Raw genomic sequence first — 18836 nt, 5'->3', positions numbered from 1 at the left:
TTTTTACTAAGCAAGTTAACAAAACCTTAACCTGCTCAATGTAAATAACAATTAAGTCTAGAGGGAATGACTATGAAAAATTCTAATCTTGCTGTAACTGCTGCAATCACAAGTGTACTAGCGTTTGGTGGTACTGTTCTAACTTCGGCTCCTGCAGAAGCGGCAGCGAAAGAAAAGTGTTATGGCGTGTCTAAAGCTGGTCAAAATGACTGTGCGACTAAAACAAGCTCATGTGCTGGTACAGCAAAAGAAGATAACCAAAGCGATGCATTCGTTGTCGTACCTAAAGGGCTTTGTGGCAAGCTTACTGGCGGTAGCACTCAATCTTCATAATACCCGCTATAAACCAGGTGAGCATGCCTATCAGCTCACCTGGATTGTTCCACCCACCGAAGGAGAATACCTGTGGCTCATCCTCTACACCCGCTGGCAGGCGTGGGTTTAAGAACACCTCACTTAGATTATTTTAGCCACAACTCTAATAAGGTCGACTGGTTAGAGATCCACAGTGAGAATTACTTCTCCCCACATGCAAAAGCAACTGAACAACTCAGAGCAATTCGACAAGACCATGAGATTAGCTGCCACGGCGTAGGTTTGTCGCTGGGTTCTGTAGAACGTATCAGTAAGGAGCACTTGTTCCAGCTCAAACGCCTAATTAGCGACATTCAGCCCTTTTTAGTATCAGACCATCTAAGTTGGAGCCAAACCGGTGGTCATCATTTCAATGACCTATTGCCACTGCCTTATACCGAAGAAGCACTCGATGTCTTTTGTCGCAATGTATTAGAGGTTCAGGATGCTCTGCAAAGGCCACTACTTGTTGAAAACCCTTCGAGTTACCTCGCATTCAAACACTCGACAATTCCAGAGTGGCAGTTCCTAGCAGAAGTTCAGAAACGCACTGAGTGCCGATTGTTGCTCGACTTCAATAATATTTTTGTTTCTTCGTTCAATCATCAATTCAGTTGTGATGACTACCTCGAGGGAATCCCGGCCGATGCAGTGGACGAGATCCACCTTGCTGGTTTTACTAAGAAGCAGCTAGAAGATGGTGAGATATGGATAGACACCCACAGTAAGCCTGTTTGTGATGAAGTGTGGCAACTCTACACACAATGGCTTATGACTCACGGCGCGCGGCATACATTGATCGAATGGGACTTAGATATCCCAGAGCCAGGGGTGTTGTTTAATGAAGCTGAAAAAGCCAGCCACCTACTGCATCAATATCAAAACGCAGGGTCATTACGAGGCCAAGCATCATGAGTTCCTTAGCTGAAATACAACAAGCATTTGGTGATGCGCTCCGTTATCAAGGTGAAGATTCACTGTGTCAGGTCGTTAGCGATCACTTCTCAGATAGCCAGAGGCTACAAATCTATCGTAACAACTTCGTGATTGGCGTTAGTGATGTACTTGTGGCTACCTATCCTCTTGCCCAAGCCTTAGTTGGTGAAGAGTGTTTCGCCCAATTGGCACGTCATCACGTGCTTAGTACGCCACCTCAATCGGGTGATGTAACTGAGTACGGAGAAGGCTTTAATGAGGTCGTTAAGCACTTTCCAGCGGTTATAGAAGCCGCTCCTTACCTAGGAAATATGATTCAGTACGAGTGGCACAAAGATGCGCTAATGCGTGCCGAACCAAAGCCCGTTGCGACAGGACAATATCCACTGGCTGCTCTCTCTGCAATTCCAGAGCATCAGCATGCTGAGTTGGTGTTTCACTTGCTTCCAGACATTGTCTTGCTCAACTTCGATTATCAAGTGCTGACTTTAGAACAAGCCATCATCAATAACCAACTCGACGGACTCAATATCGCCCAACCGGAATTTGCTGTCTTACAGAAAATAAATAACCATACCTTGGAGCCTCATATCGTGACGTCAGAAGTCTTCCAGCTTCTGCAAGCCTTCCAAGCCCAACAAATGCTCGCTGATATCGACCCAACGCTGCTAGCCCATCTTAACGATGTCTTGGCGCTCAATATCATCTCTGGATTTTCTATTAGCGGCGAATAGGAGAAATAAAATGGATAACAACACCGTGACCAACATGATGGCTCAATACGATAGCCTCGTTGATAAGTTCCAGGCCCTGTTTGTGCCAGCGTTACTGCTGTTTTGTCGCTTATGGGTTGCTTGGGTTTTCTTTAATTCCGGGCTGACCAAGATTGCCACTTGGGATAGCACTCTGTTTCTGTTCGAGCTTGAGTATCAAGTCCCGCTCATTCCATGGGAAATGGCGGCCTATATGGGTACCGCTGCAGAGTTGATTCTTCCAGTGTTTATTGCATTAGGCTTGTTAAGTCGACCTATGGCAGTTGTCTTATTCGCCTTCAACGTAATTGCAGTCGTCTCTTACCCAGTGCTTTGGGACCAAGGTTTCTACGACCACCAACTGTGGGGGCTGATGATACTGATTGTGATTGTATGGGGTGCGGGTCCGTTTTCACTAGACCACATCCTAAAACGACAATTCCGAGGCTAACCACTAGCCCTCAAGATCAAAAAAACCACTCATTCGAGTGGTTTTTTGTTTACCAAGTAACATCACATCATTACTTGTTCAGAAATGCCTGTAGATCTTCTGCAGAAATGCCTTGCTCTACCATCTCTTTTGCTAACAGTTGAACTTGTTCACCTTTACGGTCTTCAATCACACTCTGAAATTGGAACACAATATCGCGTAGTGTGTTAATTGGAACCTGCTTCGCAGCGCTGCGAATACGCTCACCACTTTGGTTACCAAGCTCGTTCAGCAATTTTCCAAACATGACCTTTTCAGGAGCGTCTTCCATTTGTTCTAAGACGCGTGCCATTTCGTAGGTTGTTAATGACATTACAGTATTATCCGTTGTGATACTCACATTTTAATGAGCGATAAATATACCATGTTTTAACGATGGAAAAACTGTCCATCTGTATAATTTGTCATCCAATTGACTTACGCCTGCTTAAGGACGCCATGCCACGATTTTCCAGCCTTACCAAACAGTACAAATAGTGCTGGAACAATCAGGAACATCTGCAATGCAATCATCACTTGTGGCTCCAATTGCAGTCGCTGCATAGTACCCACCAACAACCCAGAACCACTCATCTGGAACAGGCCTAATAGCGCAGCAGCCGTACCCGCTCGGTCACCAAATGGCTCTAGTGCTTTGCCAGCAGATGCGCCAAGAATCCATGCAAAACCAACTGAAGATAAGAAAATTGGGAACATAAACGCTAATGCTGTTGCCTGGTTCGCCAGTACCAACATCAGTGCGCCTGCTAAGCCCAACAGAAGAATACCAACTACCAATGTCTTGTAGGTACCAAAGCGATCCATGAACTTAGGTGCTGTGAATGCCGCAATGATATTGAATGCTGCATTAATACCAAACCAGAAAGTAAACTCGTTCATGCTCAAGCCTAGGTTTTCCATCAGTACCACTGGCGCAGATGTTACGTAAGCTAAGATTACAGCCATTGCCATCAAGCACAACGAAGCATGGAAGATAAACGATGGCGTTTTAAGTACTGACCAGTAACGCTCAAACCTAAATACCGCAACCTTCTCTGTCGCTGGATTGGTCTCTTTCATCTGGAAGAACAAAATAGCGCCGACAATCACAGCAAAGCCAGCCATAAAGCTGAAGTTAGATCGCCAGCCAAACTCTTGAGTTAGCCAGCTACCTAAAATAGGCGCTAACGCTGGAATAAAACAGATAGCACCGTTTAGGTAGCTGATCATCTTGCCACTTTTTTCAGGACCAAATAGATCGCGAACTGTTGCGAACGCAGCAACGGATGTTGCACACGCTCCTAATCCTTGAAGCAGTCGAGCCATCAACATCATATCAATAGACTGAGCGGCCCACGCCAAGCAAGCGCTCACTGCATAGATGCTGATACCGCCAAGGGCAACAGTTCGGCGACCTAATTTGTCCGCAAGGGGGCCAGCAAACAGTTGGCCAACACCCATCGCGAATAGGAACCAGGTAATGGTGTCTTGAGCTAATGCATGTTCCACGTGGAACGTCTCTGAGATTTGAGGTAAAGCTGGTAAGTAGATATCAATAGCCAACGGGCTAAATAGAACAAGCATTGCCAATAATGCTACTTGCAACTTACTCGGGGATGAATGCACAGACACACGATTTTCCTGATTGATAAATGATGATGGGAATCATAACCAACTAAAGATATGAACAAAAATGGCTTATACTCATTACCATTATTCCCATATGGAAAATCTCATGAATCTCGAAAAATTGTCTCGAATTGACCTCAATTTGCTAGTTTGTTTGCAGGTTCTCCTTGAAGAGCTCAGTGTCACCCGCACCGCTCATCGGCTGTGTTTAAGCCAATCAGCCGTAAGTAAATCACTGGCTAAATTAAGAGAGCAATTCGACGATCCGCTATTTACACGCAGTGCCCATGGTTTGCGTCCGACGCCCAAAGCGGTGTTCCTAAAGCCGCGCCTGGAAAACCTTATTAACCAACTTGAAGTGCTAACACAACCGGAAACGTTCACGCCTTACAATAGCGATCACAGCTTCCACATTGCCGCAGTTGAGAGTGTCTACCCGCTTATCCTACCGCACTTTCTGCCAGCCATTTTCCAACAAGCGCCACACGTCAACATCAATACTCACGCATGGTCAGAGCAAACCTTTAAAAAGCTTCAGCTTGGCGAACTCGATATCGGTTTAACCGGTAAAGATATCGACATCAATGACGCGCGACTCACCATGCTGCCACCTGATGATATCTGTGAACAAGAGATCTATCGAGATGCACAAATGTGTGTTTTAAGGCGTAACCATCCAGCCCTTGAACATAATTGGGACTTAGAGACCTACTTGGCCCAAAGACACGTTCAAGTTAGGTGCGATGGCAACGACCGCTGGTTGCTCGATTATAAACTAGCGGACATTGGTCGACAGCGTGATATCGCTATCTCAGTTCCCGATTTCAACAGTGCGGCTAGCTTGTGTACTTACACCGATTTTGTGTTCACCGCCCCAAGCCATTTTACTTATCTTGTTGCAAAACAGATGGATCTCGTCGTGGTGCCTCTACCTCTAGAATTTCCCCCGATGGCATACACTCTGTTCTGGCATAGAGACAGAGAGAATGACCCAGCACTGACTTGGTTGCGAGATATCATCAAAGAAAAAACCTTACACCTTAGATAAAAATGACGTACGCCGTTTGCTCTCTTGCGATAAAATGAGTAGCTTAACTGTCGATAGTCCTTTTTGGCTCATCTATGGCCAGTTGTATTCCAGCTCAATTGAAATATCGACCTTATTCAGTTGACCCATGTCTTGCTGTAAGCAGATGGATACAGCGTCCACACCTGAGCATCAAGGAGCGGTAATTTGAAGGAATAAACACAGATGCATAACGATACTCAAAGCCGCGTGAATGCAATTCGCGAATGGCTAGCACAACACAATATTGATGCCCTACTTGTCCCACACGAAGACGAGTACTTGGGTGAATACGTACCGGCTCACAATGAGCGCCTACATTGGCTAACTGGCTTTACTGGTTCAGCGGGCGTTGCTGTTATCACCAACAACAAAGCTGCAATGTTTGTCGATGGTCGCTACACGGTACAAGTGACAAAACAGGTACCTGCCGAACTTTTCGAATATCGTCATCTGATTGAAGAGCCTGCTCTTGACTGGATCAAAGAACAGCTTGCTCAAGGTGCATCTGTTGCTATCGACCCTCGAATGCACAACTCAGCATGGCTAGATGTTGCACAAGCTAAACTAGCTGGTGACATTGAACTTAAGATCTTAGAAAGCAACCCTATCGATGAGTTGTGGAGCGACCGCCCTGCACCTGTTGTTTCTGACGTACGCCTAATGCCAACAGACGCTGTTGGTCAATCAAGCGAAAGCAAGCGTCAAGAGATCGCAGAGCTTATGAAAAAAGCGGGAGCTGATAGCGCAGTTATTACAGCTCTAGATTCTATCTGTTGGTTGCTCAATGTTCGTGGCTTAGATGTATCACGCTTGCCTGTTCTGCTTTCTCACGCAATTCTGCATGCTGATTCTAGCGTTGAGTTCTTCTTAGACCCAGAACGCATCCCAGCTGAATTCGCTGCGCATGTTGGAGCGGATGTTACTGTTCACCACCCAGAAGCACTTCAATCTCGTTTAGAAGTTCTAACAGGCAAAAACGTTCTTGTAGACCCAGCAACCAGCAATGCTTGGTTTAAGCTAGTGTTACAAAACTCGGGCGCGAATGTAGTCAGCAAAGCTGATCCATGTCTAATGCCAAAAGCAGCAAAAAATGCTGTAGAAATCGCGGGTATGAAAGCATGTCATGTTCGCGACGGTGTTGCTATGACTCAGTTCTTATGTTGGTTGGATGCAGAAGTTGCTGCAGGTAACCTACACGATGAAGCAACGCTATCTGACAAGTTAGAGTCTTTCCGTCAGCAAGATCCAACACTGATGGACCTAAGCTTTGATACTATTTCTGCAGCCGGTGGTAACGCAGCAATGTGTCACTACAACCATGAGAATCAACCTGAGCCAGGTAAGCTTGAGCTTAATACCCTTTACCTTGTCGATTCAGGCGGTCAGTACCTAGATGGCACAACAGATATCACTCGTACAATTGCGATCGGCCAACCATCACCTGAGATGATCAAGCAGTTCACCTTGGCACTGAAAGGCCACATTGGTGTTGCTCGTGCGCGTTTCCCGAAAGGCACACGTGGTTACCAGATCGATACCCTAGCTCGTCAGCACCTTTGGGCTGAGGGCTACGACTACGATCACGGGACAGGTCACGGCGTAGGTCACTTCCTAAGTGTTCATGAAGGCCCAGCGAGCATTTCGAAGAAGCAAATTGATGTACCGCTAACCGAAGGCATGGTGCTATCTAATGAGCCTGGTTACTACCGAGCTGATGCCTTTGGTATTCGTATCGAGAACCTAGAGCTTGTGGTTGAAACACCAACTCAAGGTGACTTCCCTGTTCTGTCATTTGAATCACTAACACGTTGCCCAATCGACAAGCGCAACATCAATGTCGATATGCTAACGCGTCCGGAACTAGCATGGCTAAACGACTACCATCAGAAAGTGTGGGATGACATCGGTCCATTAGTCGAAGGTGATGTGAAAGAGTGGCTACGTGCTGCGACTCTACCGGTAGCACACTCATAAGCTGCTAACATCACCGTTGCTAAATATATAAAAAGGCTCTCCATCGGAGAGCCTTTTGTTTTGGGTAACCTAGCAAATTTTATGTGTTCTGGTTTATGTTTCACGTGAAACACTATCTGTATTGATTAACCAGAATAAGCTGAGTGCCAATCTCGCCATACAGGGTCAAAACCCTTCGCACGGATCATATCCTCTACCGATGCCGCACTGCGCTCATCACTGATCTCAAACTGCTCCAGCTCAACATCGTCCATCGCGTAACCCCCTGGTTGAGTTTTCGATGCGGCAGACATTGAAGTAATACCAAGAGGCAATACGTTATCTCTAAACGCAGGCGATTCTCGTGTCGATAACGATAGTTCCACCTCCGGGTTCAGCAAACGATAAGCGCAAATCAACTGCACTAGCTGCTTATCCGTCATCACTGACTTAGGCTGTAAAGCCCCTTCACAAGGACGCAAGCGCGGGAATGAGATCGAATAACGCGTTTGCCAATACGTTCGCTCAAGGTAATCCAAATGTGCCGCAACATAAAAACAGTCGGTGCGCCACTCCTCCAACCCTATCAACGCTCCGATGCCAATTTTATCGATACCCGCTTTGGCCAGACGATCAGGTGTATCAAGGCGATATTCAAAGTCGGTTTTGTTACCACGCAAATGGTGTTCGCCATAGGTAGATGGATGATAGGTTTCTTGGTAAACCATCACAGCATCGAGACCTAGAGTTTTAAGCTCTGCATATTGCTCTTGGTCGAGAGGCTGCACTTCCATCGCAAGGTAGTTAAACTGCTCCTTAATCATCGGAACCATTTCACGGAAGTATTTCATCCCTACTTTGGTTTCATGCTCTCCGGTTACCAATAACACACTATCAAACTTCATCGCCTTGATAGCATCAATTTCAGCAGATACCTCATCACGGTCTAGTGTCTTACGCTTTATGCGGTTCTCCATCGAAAAGCCACAGTAAGTGCACGCATTGGCACATAGGTTCGACAGGTACAATGGTATGTACAAAGACATGGTATTACCAAAGCGCTTGCGCGTAAGTGAATACGACAGCTGTGCCATTTGCTCGAGATAAGGCTCCGCAGCAGGAGAAATCAAGGCCTTAAAATCCTCTAAATCACGCTTGGGTTTACTCAATGCGCGTTCAACATCACTCGCTGTTTTGGAATAAATCGACATCGAAATATCATCCCAGTTGAGCTTGTTAAACTGGTCCACGAAACTCATGGTTAATCCTCGTCGATTTGTTAAAGCTCATCTAAGAATGAAGTGAGCGGACTCGAAGCCACTGCGTGCGATACCTTGCCAGCCAAACCGGCCTCATACGCCATTCGACCAGACTCAACAGCTAACTTAAATGCTTTTGCCATAGCAACCGGATTGCTCGATGCTGCGATGGCCGTATTTACAAGTACCGCATCCGCGCCCATCTCCATTGCGCGAGCAGCATGCGAAGGTGCTCCGATACCAGCATCAACAACAACTGGTACGTTTGCTTGGTCGATTATGATCTCCAAGAAGTCATGAGATACAATCCCCTTGTTTGAGCCGATTGGCGCTCCTAGTGGCATCACCGCTGCACAACCCACCTCTTCGAGTCGCTTACACAACACAGGATCGGCATGACAGTAAGGCAGAACAATAAACCCTTTGCGAACCAATTGCTCAGCAGCAGCGAGTGTTTCGATAGGATCTGGCATTAAGTATTTTGGGTCAGGGTGAATCTCTAGCTTCAACCAATTGGTTCCTAATGCCTCTCGCGCAAGCTGCGCAGCAAACACCGCGTCTTTGGCATTTTTGGCACCTGAAGTGTTTGGCAGTAAACTAACTCCAGCTTCAACCAAGGGTTTTAAGATGTCGTCTTGCTGATCGTTAACATCCACACGCTTAAGGGCCATAGTCGCGAGTTGAGAACCTGACGCTTGTATCGCTTCAGCCATTAAGTGACTATTGGCGAACTTTCCAGTTCCGGTAAATAGTCTTGATTCAAACTTCTTATCTCCGATATGCAGCATCTCATTACCCCCCTGCTATTGCTTGAAACAGAGAGATACTATCTCCCTCACTAAGTAACGTGCTACCCCATTCACCACGAGGTATCACCGTATTATTGATAGCGAAAACACACCCCATTTCGGGTAACTCAAATTGATGAATGATTTTCTGTAGATCGCTCTGATTAACTATTTGCTGAGGCTGTTCGTTAATGACGATTGTTATCATCTCACTGCGTTCACTTGCGCCTTCAAGGTTTGCTCGTTCAAATATTGTCATTGCTCTTAATTCTCTTTATTACCTGTAACCCAGTGCTAACTGCAAACCTGACAGCTGCTATCTTTTGTTATTGCTAGCTTCTGCCATTGCATTTTCAAACCATCAAATAGGTGCAGTTCGTTTGCTTTGACGTGGAATTTGCCTGTCGCAAGTTTTTGAATAGCGGCCAGTGCTTGGTAGTTACCCATAGTCCCAACCACCGGACCTACAACACCAGATTCGCTGCACTTCTGTGTCTGTTTGAGTTCATCAAATGGATATAAGCATCGATAACAAGCGGCTGATTGTTGTGACTCTTGGTGGTCAAATACTGCAAACTGGCCCTGCCATCCAATAGCGGCAGCAGAAACAAGCGGGGTGTTTTGCTCAAAGCAGGTTTGGTTTATCAATTGCCTTGTCGGCATGTTGTCACTACAGTCCAAGACCACATCCGCCAACATAACCTCAAGTGAAAGCTGACTTGGTTCTAAACGCTTATTGATAGTACGTACTTGCACCATAGGATTCAGTTCCGCTAATTGCTTTACTGTTGCACTGGTCTTAGGCGTGCCTAGGTCTCGTTCACGATATATGACTTGCCTTTGTAAGTTACTGCTCTCAACAATGTCATCATCCACAATCACTAGTTTTCCGACACCTGCAGCAGCCAAATACAAACAAGCGGCACTACCTAGCCCTCCACAACCAATTACCAAAACATGAGATTGGCCAAGCTGAACTTGTCCATTCTCACCCACTTCAGGTAATGACACTTGACGCTGATAACGCAGAAACTGTTTATCGTTCAGCACAGGCTATCCTCGGTTCACTCTGATTTTGTTTGGAAGTCACTTCCTGCTCCGCACCCATTAGGCTGGCAAAAAAGTTAATCACCGACTGAGGGTCGCTCGATAAGGTAATTGCGCGGACGACAGCAAGGCTCGATACCCCACACTCCCAAACTTGGTCAGCATTGCTTTGGTCAATACCGCCGATTGCAACGGTTGGAAAGCCAAATTGTTGCTTACTGCTCTCTCCAGCGATCCCATATGGAATGGTATCAATGAGTTTCTGATACAGAGCTAATCGAACTAAACCTTGAGGCTTAGATGGCATCTCTTTAGTGGTTGTCGGGAAGATATGCCCCAAGGCAATGTAGCTTGGATGAATTTGTACGATGCGTAGTAACTCGTAATAACCGTGTGTCGATAAACCAAGGCGTACTCCAGCTTTACTTAACTGAGCTAGGTTAGATTCCTCGATGTCTTCTTGGCCAAGGTGAACACCATAAGCACCATGCTTAATTGCCAGTTTCCAGTAATCATTAATGAAGACTTGCGCATCGTGTTGACGCCCCAATTCGATCGCTTTCTTCACTTGTTGCTCGAGGTCTACTTGTTGTGGGTTCTTAATCCGAAGCTGAATGGTATTGATACCCATAGGTAAGAGGCGTTCAATCCACGATACATCATCAACAACCGGATACAGACCTAGGCTAGGTTTGGTCAGTGTCGCAAAACTAACGCTTTCGCCTTGAGCAGACCAGCCAACTTGAATACCTAAACGTTCATCTTCAAGAACAGGGGTTGGAAAAGCACTAAACTCAAATGCCCATACCTTAACAACATGATTTGAAGATATTGTACGAGTATCAAAAGCCGATGTTTCACGTGAAACATCCCCTGCCGGAGACATCATCGCGCGTGCTAGAGTTAACGCATCCTCGATCGGAAAATCGAGTATCGATAGAGTCACGAACCAAGCCAAATGCAATTCTGGAGACAAGTGGACGGCTAGGTGTGGAGCAACCGAAAGTGCTCTAACTTCATTATTTATAGGGTGATGCCAGATATCTAATTGACTGGAATTCTGAGCATCTCTCGAGTCTCTATCTAGAATACCAATGAATATGTCGGTTGACTCCTGATGACGACACTCTCTAATACTCAGCCTAGAATGATAGTAAAGCTTGTAATCTGAGACGTTAGAAGCCTCAACATCAGAGACAATGTCAGTTGAAAAGCTAGTAGTGTGTTGGTCATGAATGAGCTGTATCGATTGAGTTGGGCTCACACCCAACTCAACGTTTTCGATAGTAAAACCCTGCTCTTTCGCCAACAACAAACATTGCTGAACTAAGCCAGTTAGCTCAATCAATGATGACGGAATAAGGATTTTGTTCATTAATCGGCAACCTCTGCACTAGCGGCTGGATGATAGAGCTCAGACCCTGTTTCACGGAACTCTTGCGATTTTTGACGCATCCCCTCTAATGGGTCATCAAGCATCTTAATCGATATCGCTTGGTCAGCAGCAACCTGCTCTGTATCTTTGGCATATTCGCGTACCTCTTGCGAGATCTTCATCGAACAGAATTTAGGTCCACACATAGAGCAGAAATGGGCAACCTTACCTGACTCTTGTGGCAAGGTCTCATCATGGAAAGCTCGCGCCGTTTCAGGATCGAGAGAAAGGTTGAATTGGTCTTCCCAACGGAACTCAAAGCGCGCTTTTGACAAAGCGTTATCACGTACTTGTGCACCTGGGTGGCCTTTAGCGAGATCACCAGCATGAGCAGCAAGCTTGTAGGTAATCAAACCGGTTTTAACGTCTTCTTTATTTGGTAAACCAAGATGCTCTTTTGGTGTCACATAACAGAGCATTGCACAGCCATACCAACCAATCATGGCGGCACCAATACCCGAGGTAATATGGTCATATCCTGGTGCAATATCTGTCGTCAATGGACCTAGGGTATAAAACGGCGCTTCATGACAGTGTTCAAGCTGCTCGTCCATGTTCTCTTTGATCATATGCATCGGCACGTGACCCGGCCCTTCAATGATCACCTGTACATCGTATTCCCAAGCGATCTTGGTCAGCTCACCCAACGTGCGAAGTTCAGCAAATTGAGCTTCATCATTAGCATCAGCAACTGAACCTGGACGCAAGCCATCACCTAGCGATAGAGCAACATCGTACTTAGCACAGATCTCACAGATCTCTCTGAAGTTGGTGTATAGGAAGCTTTCTTGATGATGAGCCAAGCACCATTTAGCGATGATTGAACCGCCTCGCGAGACGATACCCGTTACGCGCTTGGCAGTCATAGGTACGTAACGAAGTAATAAACCAGCATGAATCGTAAAGTAGTCAACACCCTGCTCAGCTTGTTCAATCAGAGTATCTCGCATCACTTCCCAGTTTAGACTCTCAGCAACACCATTAACCTTCTCTAGTGCTTGATACATAGGAACCGTACCGATCGGCACTGGGCTATTACGCAGTATCCATTCGCGCGTCTCATGAATATTTCGTCCAGTAGAGAGATCCATTACGGTATCGCCACCCCAGCGAGTTGCCCATACTAGCTTCTCAACCTCTTCCTCAATAGAAGATGACACGGAAGAGTTACCGATGTTTGCATTGACCTTTACCAGGAAGTTTCGACCAATAATCATTGGCTCAGATTCTGGGTGATTAATATTGGAAGGAATAATTGCGCGGCCTTCAGCGACCTCTTTACGAACGAATTCAGGAGTGATGTCTTTAGGCAGATTAGCCCCAAAGCTCTGTCCTGGATGTTGCTGAGTTAATACTTCATCACGGTACTGAGCTCTGCCCATGTTCTCACGCAGAGCAATGTATTCCATTTCTGGAGTAATGATGCCCTGACGAGCATAATGCATTTGAGTTACACACTGGCCATCTTTAGCACGTCGAATACGTGGTAGATTGCCGTAGCGAAGCTCATCTAAGGTCTCATCTTCTAGGCGTTCTTTGGTGTAAACCGAACTCACATCATCAAGTAGTTCAGTATCAGCTCGTTCTTCAATCCAACCCTCTCGCAGCTTCGGTAAGCCATTATAAAGATCGATTTCGTGCTCTGGGTCCGTGTACACACCCGAAGTGTCATAAACGCGAATAGGCTCATTAGGCTCAAAGATTGGCGCCTCTTTGGTGCCACCTATTAGGCTATCGGCTAAAGAGATCTCGCGCATAGGGACACGAATATCGGCACGAGAGCCTTCTACGTAAACCTTGGTTGAATTTGGGTACGGCTGTACCGAGAGAGTTTCTATAAACTGTTTTGCTTCCAGTCTCGCTTGCTTGCGATTCGACATAGCATTTTTCCTTGCTTCGTTATTCTAGATAATAAATTCGGATAAAAATGCTTGGCGGAAAGATGCGACAAGAGGAGCTGAGCATAGACATACCTAAGGCAGGTAAAAACGGTCTATTGCTTAGCTTATTGATAGGTCTGCTAGAGAGAATTCCAGCAAGGATATCTTCTCTTGTTCCCTTCGCAGGTATTAACCTGATCAGGTTCAACGGATCCCGAATGAACGGTCTCAGCCTTATGGCACTCCGACAAGTGAATTCAGTATATAAAATCGGCTTGGTTAAACCAAGCCGACCTGTGTGATTTTAATACGAATCTGGAAAACTAACTCTTAATTAGCAACTGAAAGCCAATCCAGGCTGCCGAAATACTCAATACCACATTCAAAAGAACATTGAGTCCCATCTTAAAAAAAGCGCCCTGCTGCATCAATAACACGTTATCCATAGAGAAAGTGGAGAACGTTGTTAATGCACCTAGAAAGCCTAACCCAATGATCTGACGCCACGGTTCAGTTGCTAGCATCTCATTTTCGAATGCAGCGATCAGCAGACCCATAATAAATGAACCGACGACATTCACCGTCAGGGTGCCGTATGGAAAACCACGCCCTAGTAGCACGACACACAACTCAGATATTAGGTAACGAGAACACGCACCAAATGCACCGCCAATGGCGATAAACCCCAAAATTGAAAACTGACCCATAATTCCCCCACATAAGACTTAAGGATATTCTAGCCTCACTCGATTTTTTTTCGAGATAATTAGTGAATAAATTACTTGGATAAATTTTAAGATTAAAAAGTTACAGGAGTCACTTTACTTCAATATAACCCATCAAACCGGTCTTCATATGTTCAATGACATGGCAGTGATACATCCAACGGCCTGGGTTATCAGCAACAAACGCTGCCTTAGCACTGCCATTCTTACCAAGCAGAACGGTATCTGTGTGGAATGGCTCTTCGACTTTTTTCCCATCCAGCTCAAGTACGGTAAAGGTATGGCCATGAATATGGATCGGGTGGTGATACTGAGTCACATTCTTGAGATCGAAAATGTATGTCTTTCCTAACTCTAACGTCGCAAGTGGTTCAGGAATATTATCCTTACTCATCCCTTCCCAAGCGCGCTTGTTCGTGAGCCAGAATTTAGGCATCGACTTGCCATCTTTTCCTGTCGGACTGATCGCTCCCTCCCACTCAAACAGAAAGTCGATTTCAGTGGCATTCACGAGGTCTAGATTAGGAACCGGGTTGAGTGGTAAAGAAGGTAATGTCTGCTCAGATGGTAAGTTCGAGTCCACGACTTCTAATGAACATAATGAAAATGGAAAACGTCCTTTCATCTGCAAGACATTTATAGTGGTACCTTTAGTCGGAGCAACAAACCCAATATCCACTCGCATGCCCGGACCAATCTTATGTTGTGTCAATCGATAAGGCGTTTTGACAGGGTTGCCATCGATAGCAATAACCCAAGCCTCCACACCCTCGACCGCAATAGGATAGGTAATCGTATTGTCGACATTAGCGATTCGTAGGCGTGTTGTCGCATGTTGCTTAATCTGGTAGTTCGGCTCATGAACACCATTCACACTACTCCACTCCCCAGGGGTGCCCATACGAGCACTCATTCGTGGGATCATCAGGTCCTTCCACTGCCCTTGCTTATCAAGATGCCAATGTTTAAGCATCAGGGGTAACTCTTCATCAAAAGCAACAGGCTGAGACTCTTCAACAATGATCAGCCCTACTAACCCCATTCCTAACTGTTTAACGCTATTCATATGTGGGTGATACCAGAAGGTACCCGCATCTGGTGGAGTAAACTCATAAACAAAGGTCTCTCCAGGCATGATTGGAGGCTGACTTAGGAACGGCACGCCATCCATTTCGATCGGGATTCTTAAGCCATGCCAGTGGATTGTGGTTGGTTCTGCGAGCTTATTGGTAAAACGGATGACAACTTTCTCACCTTGACGGCAGCGAATGGTAGGTGCTGGTATTTGCCCATCAAAGCCGAGTACTTTAGTCGTATACCCTGGAACGAGCTCAGCTGTTGCTGGCTCTGCCGTCAGGTCGTATACGTATCGTCCTTTTTCATCGACAGATTGAGTAACACTACAAGCAGGCAAGATTGATAGTGCTGATATAGCAATAGAAGACTTAATAAACTGGCGACGAGAAATATCCATACTGTTCTACTCTTAAATTAACCTGCGCAAAATGTAACAGATTATTAATAACAATTCTCATTACGACGCTAATTTTGAGTCTTAGGTAGCCTTGTCTGTTTGTTTCTTCACTGAATGGTACAAATAAAAAAGGAGACGTCTCCGTCTCCTTATAAGTAATATTTTCAGTCCAAGCTATTGCAACTTAAAGCGATCAACAATCGCCAGCAGCTGCTTATTGCTATTGGTCAGTTGAACCGTGCCTGCAGTGGCTTGAGCACCGTTGTCAGTCAGTTCATTCACCATCCCCTGAATCGTTGTCATGTTACGACTAACCTCATCAGTTACAGCACTTTGTTGGCTCGCTGCCGTAGCGATCTCAAGGCCGAGATCATTAATACGCACGATCGAGTTAACCATCACGTCTAAACTCTGATTAACATTCTCTGTAGTGTGAGCGGTCTCTTCACAACGTACTTTGGTATCGTCCATAGCTTTGACAACCGTCTTGGTGCCTTCATTTAAGTTCGCTAGCATGCTATTGATCTCTGAAGTACTTTGTTGAGTTCTCGCGGCAAGTGCACGAACCTCATCAGCAACCACTGCAAAGCCTCGACCTTGTTCTCCAGCTCGTGCTGCTTCGATCGCAGCATTGAGTGCAAGCAGGTTAGTTTGATCAGCAATCTCACCAATAACAGTTAAGACTGAGCCTATCTTTTGAGAGTCTTCGTTCATCGATTGAATGCTTTGAGCCATGGCTTCAACTTCGCCAACTAATTCAGCCACACTGCGAACAGCGCTTGCGACAACCTCTTTGGATTGACTAGCCTCATCATTCGTCATCTTAGTAAATTCAGCCGTCTTAGAGGCGCTCTCAGCAACACTATCAGCCGTTGAGCTCATCTCTGTCATAGCAGTGACTACCTGTGTAGTCTCCATTGCATGAGAGGTCAACACAGCCTCATTATTATGGGTTTGCTCTTCGAGTAAATGGATGTTTTGCGAAATCTGGTTCGAAGCACTGGTCACCTCAAGCATCATTGCTTGTAGGTTACTAATAAACGTATTCACTGCCTGTGCTATCTGCCCAAGGTCGTCCTGAGAATGGACTTCTAGTCGACGAGTTAAATCACCGTGACCTTGCGATAAGTCTAATATCGTACTCTTCAGTGCCAAGATTGGTCGGTATGCATAATTAAGGATGACTAGGAAAATTGCACACGAGATCGAAAGTAAGATAATGGCAGAATAGAGAGCCGCTTCTAACGCATCGTCCATCTCAGCGTAAGCGATCGATTTATCTACACCCACGAGTAAATGCCAAGTCACTGCATCATCAATTCGGATAGTTTGGAAGAAAGCCACCTTGTCGACTCCACCTAGACTGTAGTCTTGCATACCAGATGGAATAGACAGAAGAGAGTCGGTCAATGGCTTGAGATCTCCAAAGTCATAGAGTTTCGTCTCACCAGGAACATCAACTTCTCCATTAGAGGCAATCGTCAGGCTGGTTTGGTCATACAGGCCCATCATAGCCCCAGGGAAAGGTGCTTTTCTTACCAGTTCATCAAGCAGCGTAAGCTCGATATCCGCAAGTAATACACCTTGTAGCTGACCTTGTGCATAAAACGGCTCAGCAATGCTAACCATTAAGCTTTTCGTCAAGGCATCACTATAGATATCGGTAACAATCGTTCCACGCTTAGCAACGGCCTGTTTATACCAATCTCGAGTTCTTGGATCATACTGTGATAAGTCACGTTTACCACTATTGTTTCCGTAAGAGCGTCCATCTTCATAACCAACCAAAATATCAGAAGCCGGAGAGGTATTGGCGATCTGCCTGATCATCAATAAAATTTGCTGGTCATTATCAACAGAAACGAAGTCAGGAGCGTTCGATACTAAGCCCGACTTAATGGTATCTAACCAAGTTGTAATGGTGTCGCTCGTGGTCTCAATCTTCAGCATCGAATATTCATTAATCCGTTCTTCAATTGACGCTGAAAGTTGTTTATAGGATAGGTAACTAGATACCGTTAATGACATTGTAATTAAGAGAATGACAACGGTAACCACTCTTCCCTTAAAGCTACTTAACACATTCATTTTTAAGCTCTATTTTATAAATTTGAACAAATGTATCATTATTGAGACTTAACTTAATTACATTGCAATAAAGTTAATATGTTGATCACACTTTTATTGCACAAAATACATTCACCCAATAAATACAATCAGTGTTAAGCCCATGATTAGGCTGACTAAATAGCGGAAGAGTTTAGTTGCTTACATGAGAGTAGTAAGTATCAGCTAATCAATGATTGAGATTTCAGAGATCGATAGAGTTGGCGAACAAGTTCGCAATACGTATGGGCTTATTTAGAGTGAAATAAGCTACAGGACAGTAGTATTGCAGTATAGAGCAAAGAATCGCGTCGAAGGGCATCACAGTAAAAAGGGATGCGGTAGAAAACAAAAAGGCTCTAGTCTTTCGACTAGAGCCTTAGATATGGCAGGGGTGGAGAGATTCGAACTCCCAACACGCGGATTTGGAATCCGCTGCTCTGCCAATTGGAGCTACACCCCTAAAATTTCAATACTGTAGATTCGAAAAAACCTCGCACTAGGCGAGGCTCTCGAATAAGTGGCGGAGTGGACGGGACTCGAACCCGCGACCCCCGGCGTGACAGGCCGGTATTCTAACCAACTGAACTACCACTCCGCAGTGGTAAACACGTCTTTAGACGTGGTTCCAAAATTAAAGCCTGGCGATGTCCTACTCTCACATGGGGAAGCCCCACACTACCATCGGCGCTATTGCGTTTCACTTCTGAGTTCGGCATGGAATCAGGTGGGTCCACAACGCTATGGTCGCCAAGCAAATTCTTAAAATTCGGAAAGCTGTTTCTATTCTCTTCAAACTCATTCAAGTGTTTGTATCTTTGAGTCCATCAAAACCCCTTGGGTGTTGTATGGTTAAGCCTCACGGGCAATTAGTACAGGTTAGCTCAACGCCTCACAGCGCTTACACACCCTGCCTATCAACGTTCTAGTCTTGAACAACCCTTTAGGACGCTTAAAGCG

17 protein-coding genes, 2 tRNA genes, 2 rRNA genes and 1 riboswitch are annotated in these 18836 nt (G+C 45.5%); of the genes, 6 read left to right on the top strand and 15 right to left on the bottom strand.

What is annotated here, in order from left to right:
* Positions 1-72 precede the first annotated feature (72 nt).
* From AC6R05_RS19010 to AC6R05_RS18995, 4 genes are all read left to right on the top strand, one after another.
* Positions 73-333, top strand: coding sequence for a BufA1 family periplasmic bufferin-type metallophore (locus AC6R05_RS19010; protein ID WP_032552258.1), 261 nt, complete (start codon positions 73-75; stop codon positions 331-333).
* Positions 334-405: 72 nt separating this feature from the next.
* The gene (gene bufB / locus AC6R05_RS19005; RefSeq protein ID WP_500648318.1) at positions 406-1269 is read left to right on the top strand and encodes an MNIO family bufferin maturase; all 864 of its coding nucleotides are present in this window, start codon (positions 406-408) and stop codon (positions 1267-1269) included.
* Positions 1263-2024 (top strand): HvfC/BufC N-terminal domain-containing protein, encoded by a 762-nt coding sequence (locus AC6R05_RS19000; protein WP_500648327.1) that lies wholly within the window; start codon positions 1263-1265, stop codon positions 2022-2024. Before bufB ends, AC6R05_RS19000 begins: the two co-directional genes overlap by 7 nt.
* A gap of 10 nt (positions 2025-2034) precedes the next feature.
* Entirely contained in the window at positions 2035-2493 is a 459-nt protein-coding gene (locus tag AC6R05_RS18995) for a DoxX family protein (protein WP_032552255.1), read from the top strand.
* Positions 2494-2563: 70 nt separating this feature from the next.
* Here the strand turns inward: AC6R05_RS18995 and tsrA are convergent, their stop codons facing one another.
* Positions 2564-2845 (bottom strand): H-NS-like global regulator TsrA, encoded by a 282-nt coding sequence (gene tsrA, locus AC6R05_RS18990; protein WP_032552254.1) that lies wholly within the window; start codon positions 2843-2845, stop codon positions 2564-2566.
* Between the two features lie 104 nt (positions 2846-2949).
* Positions 2950-4095, bottom strand: coding sequence for a multidrug effflux MFS transporter (locus tag AC6R05_RS18985; protein WP_500648326.1), 1146 nt, complete (start codon positions 4093-4095; stop codon positions 2950-2952).
* Positions 4096-4246: 151 nt separating this feature from the next.
* Here AC6R05_RS18985 and AC6R05_RS18980 point away from each other — a divergent pair, with 151 nt between their 5' ends.
* Complete coding sequence (locus tag AC6R05_RS18980) at positions 4247-5188, top strand: LysR substrate-binding domain-containing protein (RefSeq protein WP_032552252.1); 942 nt, start codon at positions 4247-4249, stop codon at positions 5186-5188.
* A 204-nt stretch (positions 5189-5392) separates the two neighbouring features.
* On the top strand, positions 5393-7183 hold the full coding sequence (locus tag AC6R05_RS18975; protein ID WP_500648317.1) for an aminopeptidase P family protein: 1791 nt from the start codon (positions 5393-5395) through the stop codon (positions 7181-7183).
* 125 nt (positions 7184-7308) lie between these two features.
* Here the strand turns inward: AC6R05_RS18975 and thiH are convergent, their stop codons facing one another.
* From thiH to AC6R05_RS18910, 13 genes are all read right to left on the bottom strand, one after another.
* Positions 7309-8421, bottom strand: a complete 1113-nt coding sequence (thiH, locus tag AC6R05_RS18970) for a 2-iminoacetate synthase ThiH (protein WP_500648316.1) — start codon at positions 8419-8421, stop codon at positions 7309-7311.
* A 20-nt stretch (positions 8422-8441) separates the two neighbouring features.
* Complete coding sequence (locus tag AC6R05_RS18965; protein WP_500648315.1) at positions 8442-9209, bottom strand: thiazole synthase; 768 nt, start codon at positions 9207-9209, stop codon at positions 8442-8444.
* Between the two features lie 4 nt (positions 9210-9213).
* Entirely contained in the window at positions 9214-9468 is a 255-nt protein-coding gene (thiS, locus tag AC6R05_RS18960) for a sulfur carrier protein ThiS (RefSeq protein WP_500648314.1), read from the bottom strand.
* A gap of 35 nt (positions 9469-9503) precedes the next feature.
* Positions 9504-10259 (bottom strand): HesA/MoeB/ThiF family protein, encoded by a 756-nt coding sequence (locus tag AC6R05_RS18955; RefSeq protein WP_500648313.1) that lies wholly within the window; start codon positions 10257-10259, stop codon positions 9504-9506.
* Positions 10246-11631, bottom strand: coding sequence for a thiamine phosphate synthase (locus AC6R05_RS18950; RefSeq protein WP_500648312.1), 1386 nt, complete (start codon positions 11629-11631; stop codon positions 10246-10248). The genes AC6R05_RS18955 and AC6R05_RS18950 overlap by 14 nt, the downstream gene beginning before the upstream one ends.
* Positions 11631-13571 (bottom strand): phosphomethylpyrimidine synthase ThiC, encoded by a 1941-nt coding sequence (gene thiC / locus AC6R05_RS18945; protein WP_500648311.1) that lies wholly within the window; start codon positions 13569-13571, stop codon positions 11631-11633. Before thiC ends, AC6R05_RS18950 begins: the two co-directional genes overlap by 1 nt.
* 158 nt (positions 13572-13729) lie before the next feature.
* Positions 13730-13828, bottom strand: a riboswitch (TPP riboswitch).
* A 66-nt stretch (positions 13829-13894) separates the two neighbouring features.
* Positions 13895-14278: a fluoride efflux transporter CrcB gene (gene crcB, locus AC6R05_RS18940; protein ID WP_032552243.1), complete on the bottom strand. Its 384-nt coding sequence runs from the start codon at positions 14276-14278 to the stop codon at positions 13895-13897.
* 109 nt (positions 14279-14387) lie between these two features.
* Positions 14388-15770: a multicopper oxidase domain-containing protein gene (locus AC6R05_RS18935; RefSeq protein WP_500648310.1), complete on the bottom strand. Its 1383-nt coding sequence runs from the start codon at positions 15768-15770 to the stop codon at positions 14388-14390.
* A gap of 174 nt (positions 15771-15944) precedes the next feature.
* Positions 15945-17720, bottom strand: a complete 1776-nt coding sequence (locus tag AC6R05_RS18930) for a methyl-accepting chemotaxis protein (protein WP_500648309.1) — start codon at positions 17718-17720, stop codon at positions 15945-15947.
* A 542-nt stretch (positions 17721-18262) separates the two neighbouring features.
* Positions 18263-18339, bottom strand: a tRNA-Trp gene (locus AC6R05_RS18925).
* Between the two features lie 58 nt (positions 18340-18397).
* A tRNA-Asp gene (locus tag AC6R05_RS18920) sits at positions 18398-18474 on the bottom strand.
* 41 nt (positions 18475-18515) lie between these two features.
* A 5S ribosomal RNA gene (gene rrf, locus AC6R05_RS18915) occupies positions 18516-18631 on the bottom strand.
* Between the two features lie 93 nt (positions 18632-18724).
* Positions 18725-18836, bottom strand: a 23S ribosomal RNA gene (locus tag AC6R05_RS18910); the annotation flags it as partial.

This window comes from Vibrio sp. R11-SG3-ISO9 (assembly GCF_059834255.1).
This window is presented reverse-complemented; position numbering and strand designations above follow the sequence as displayed.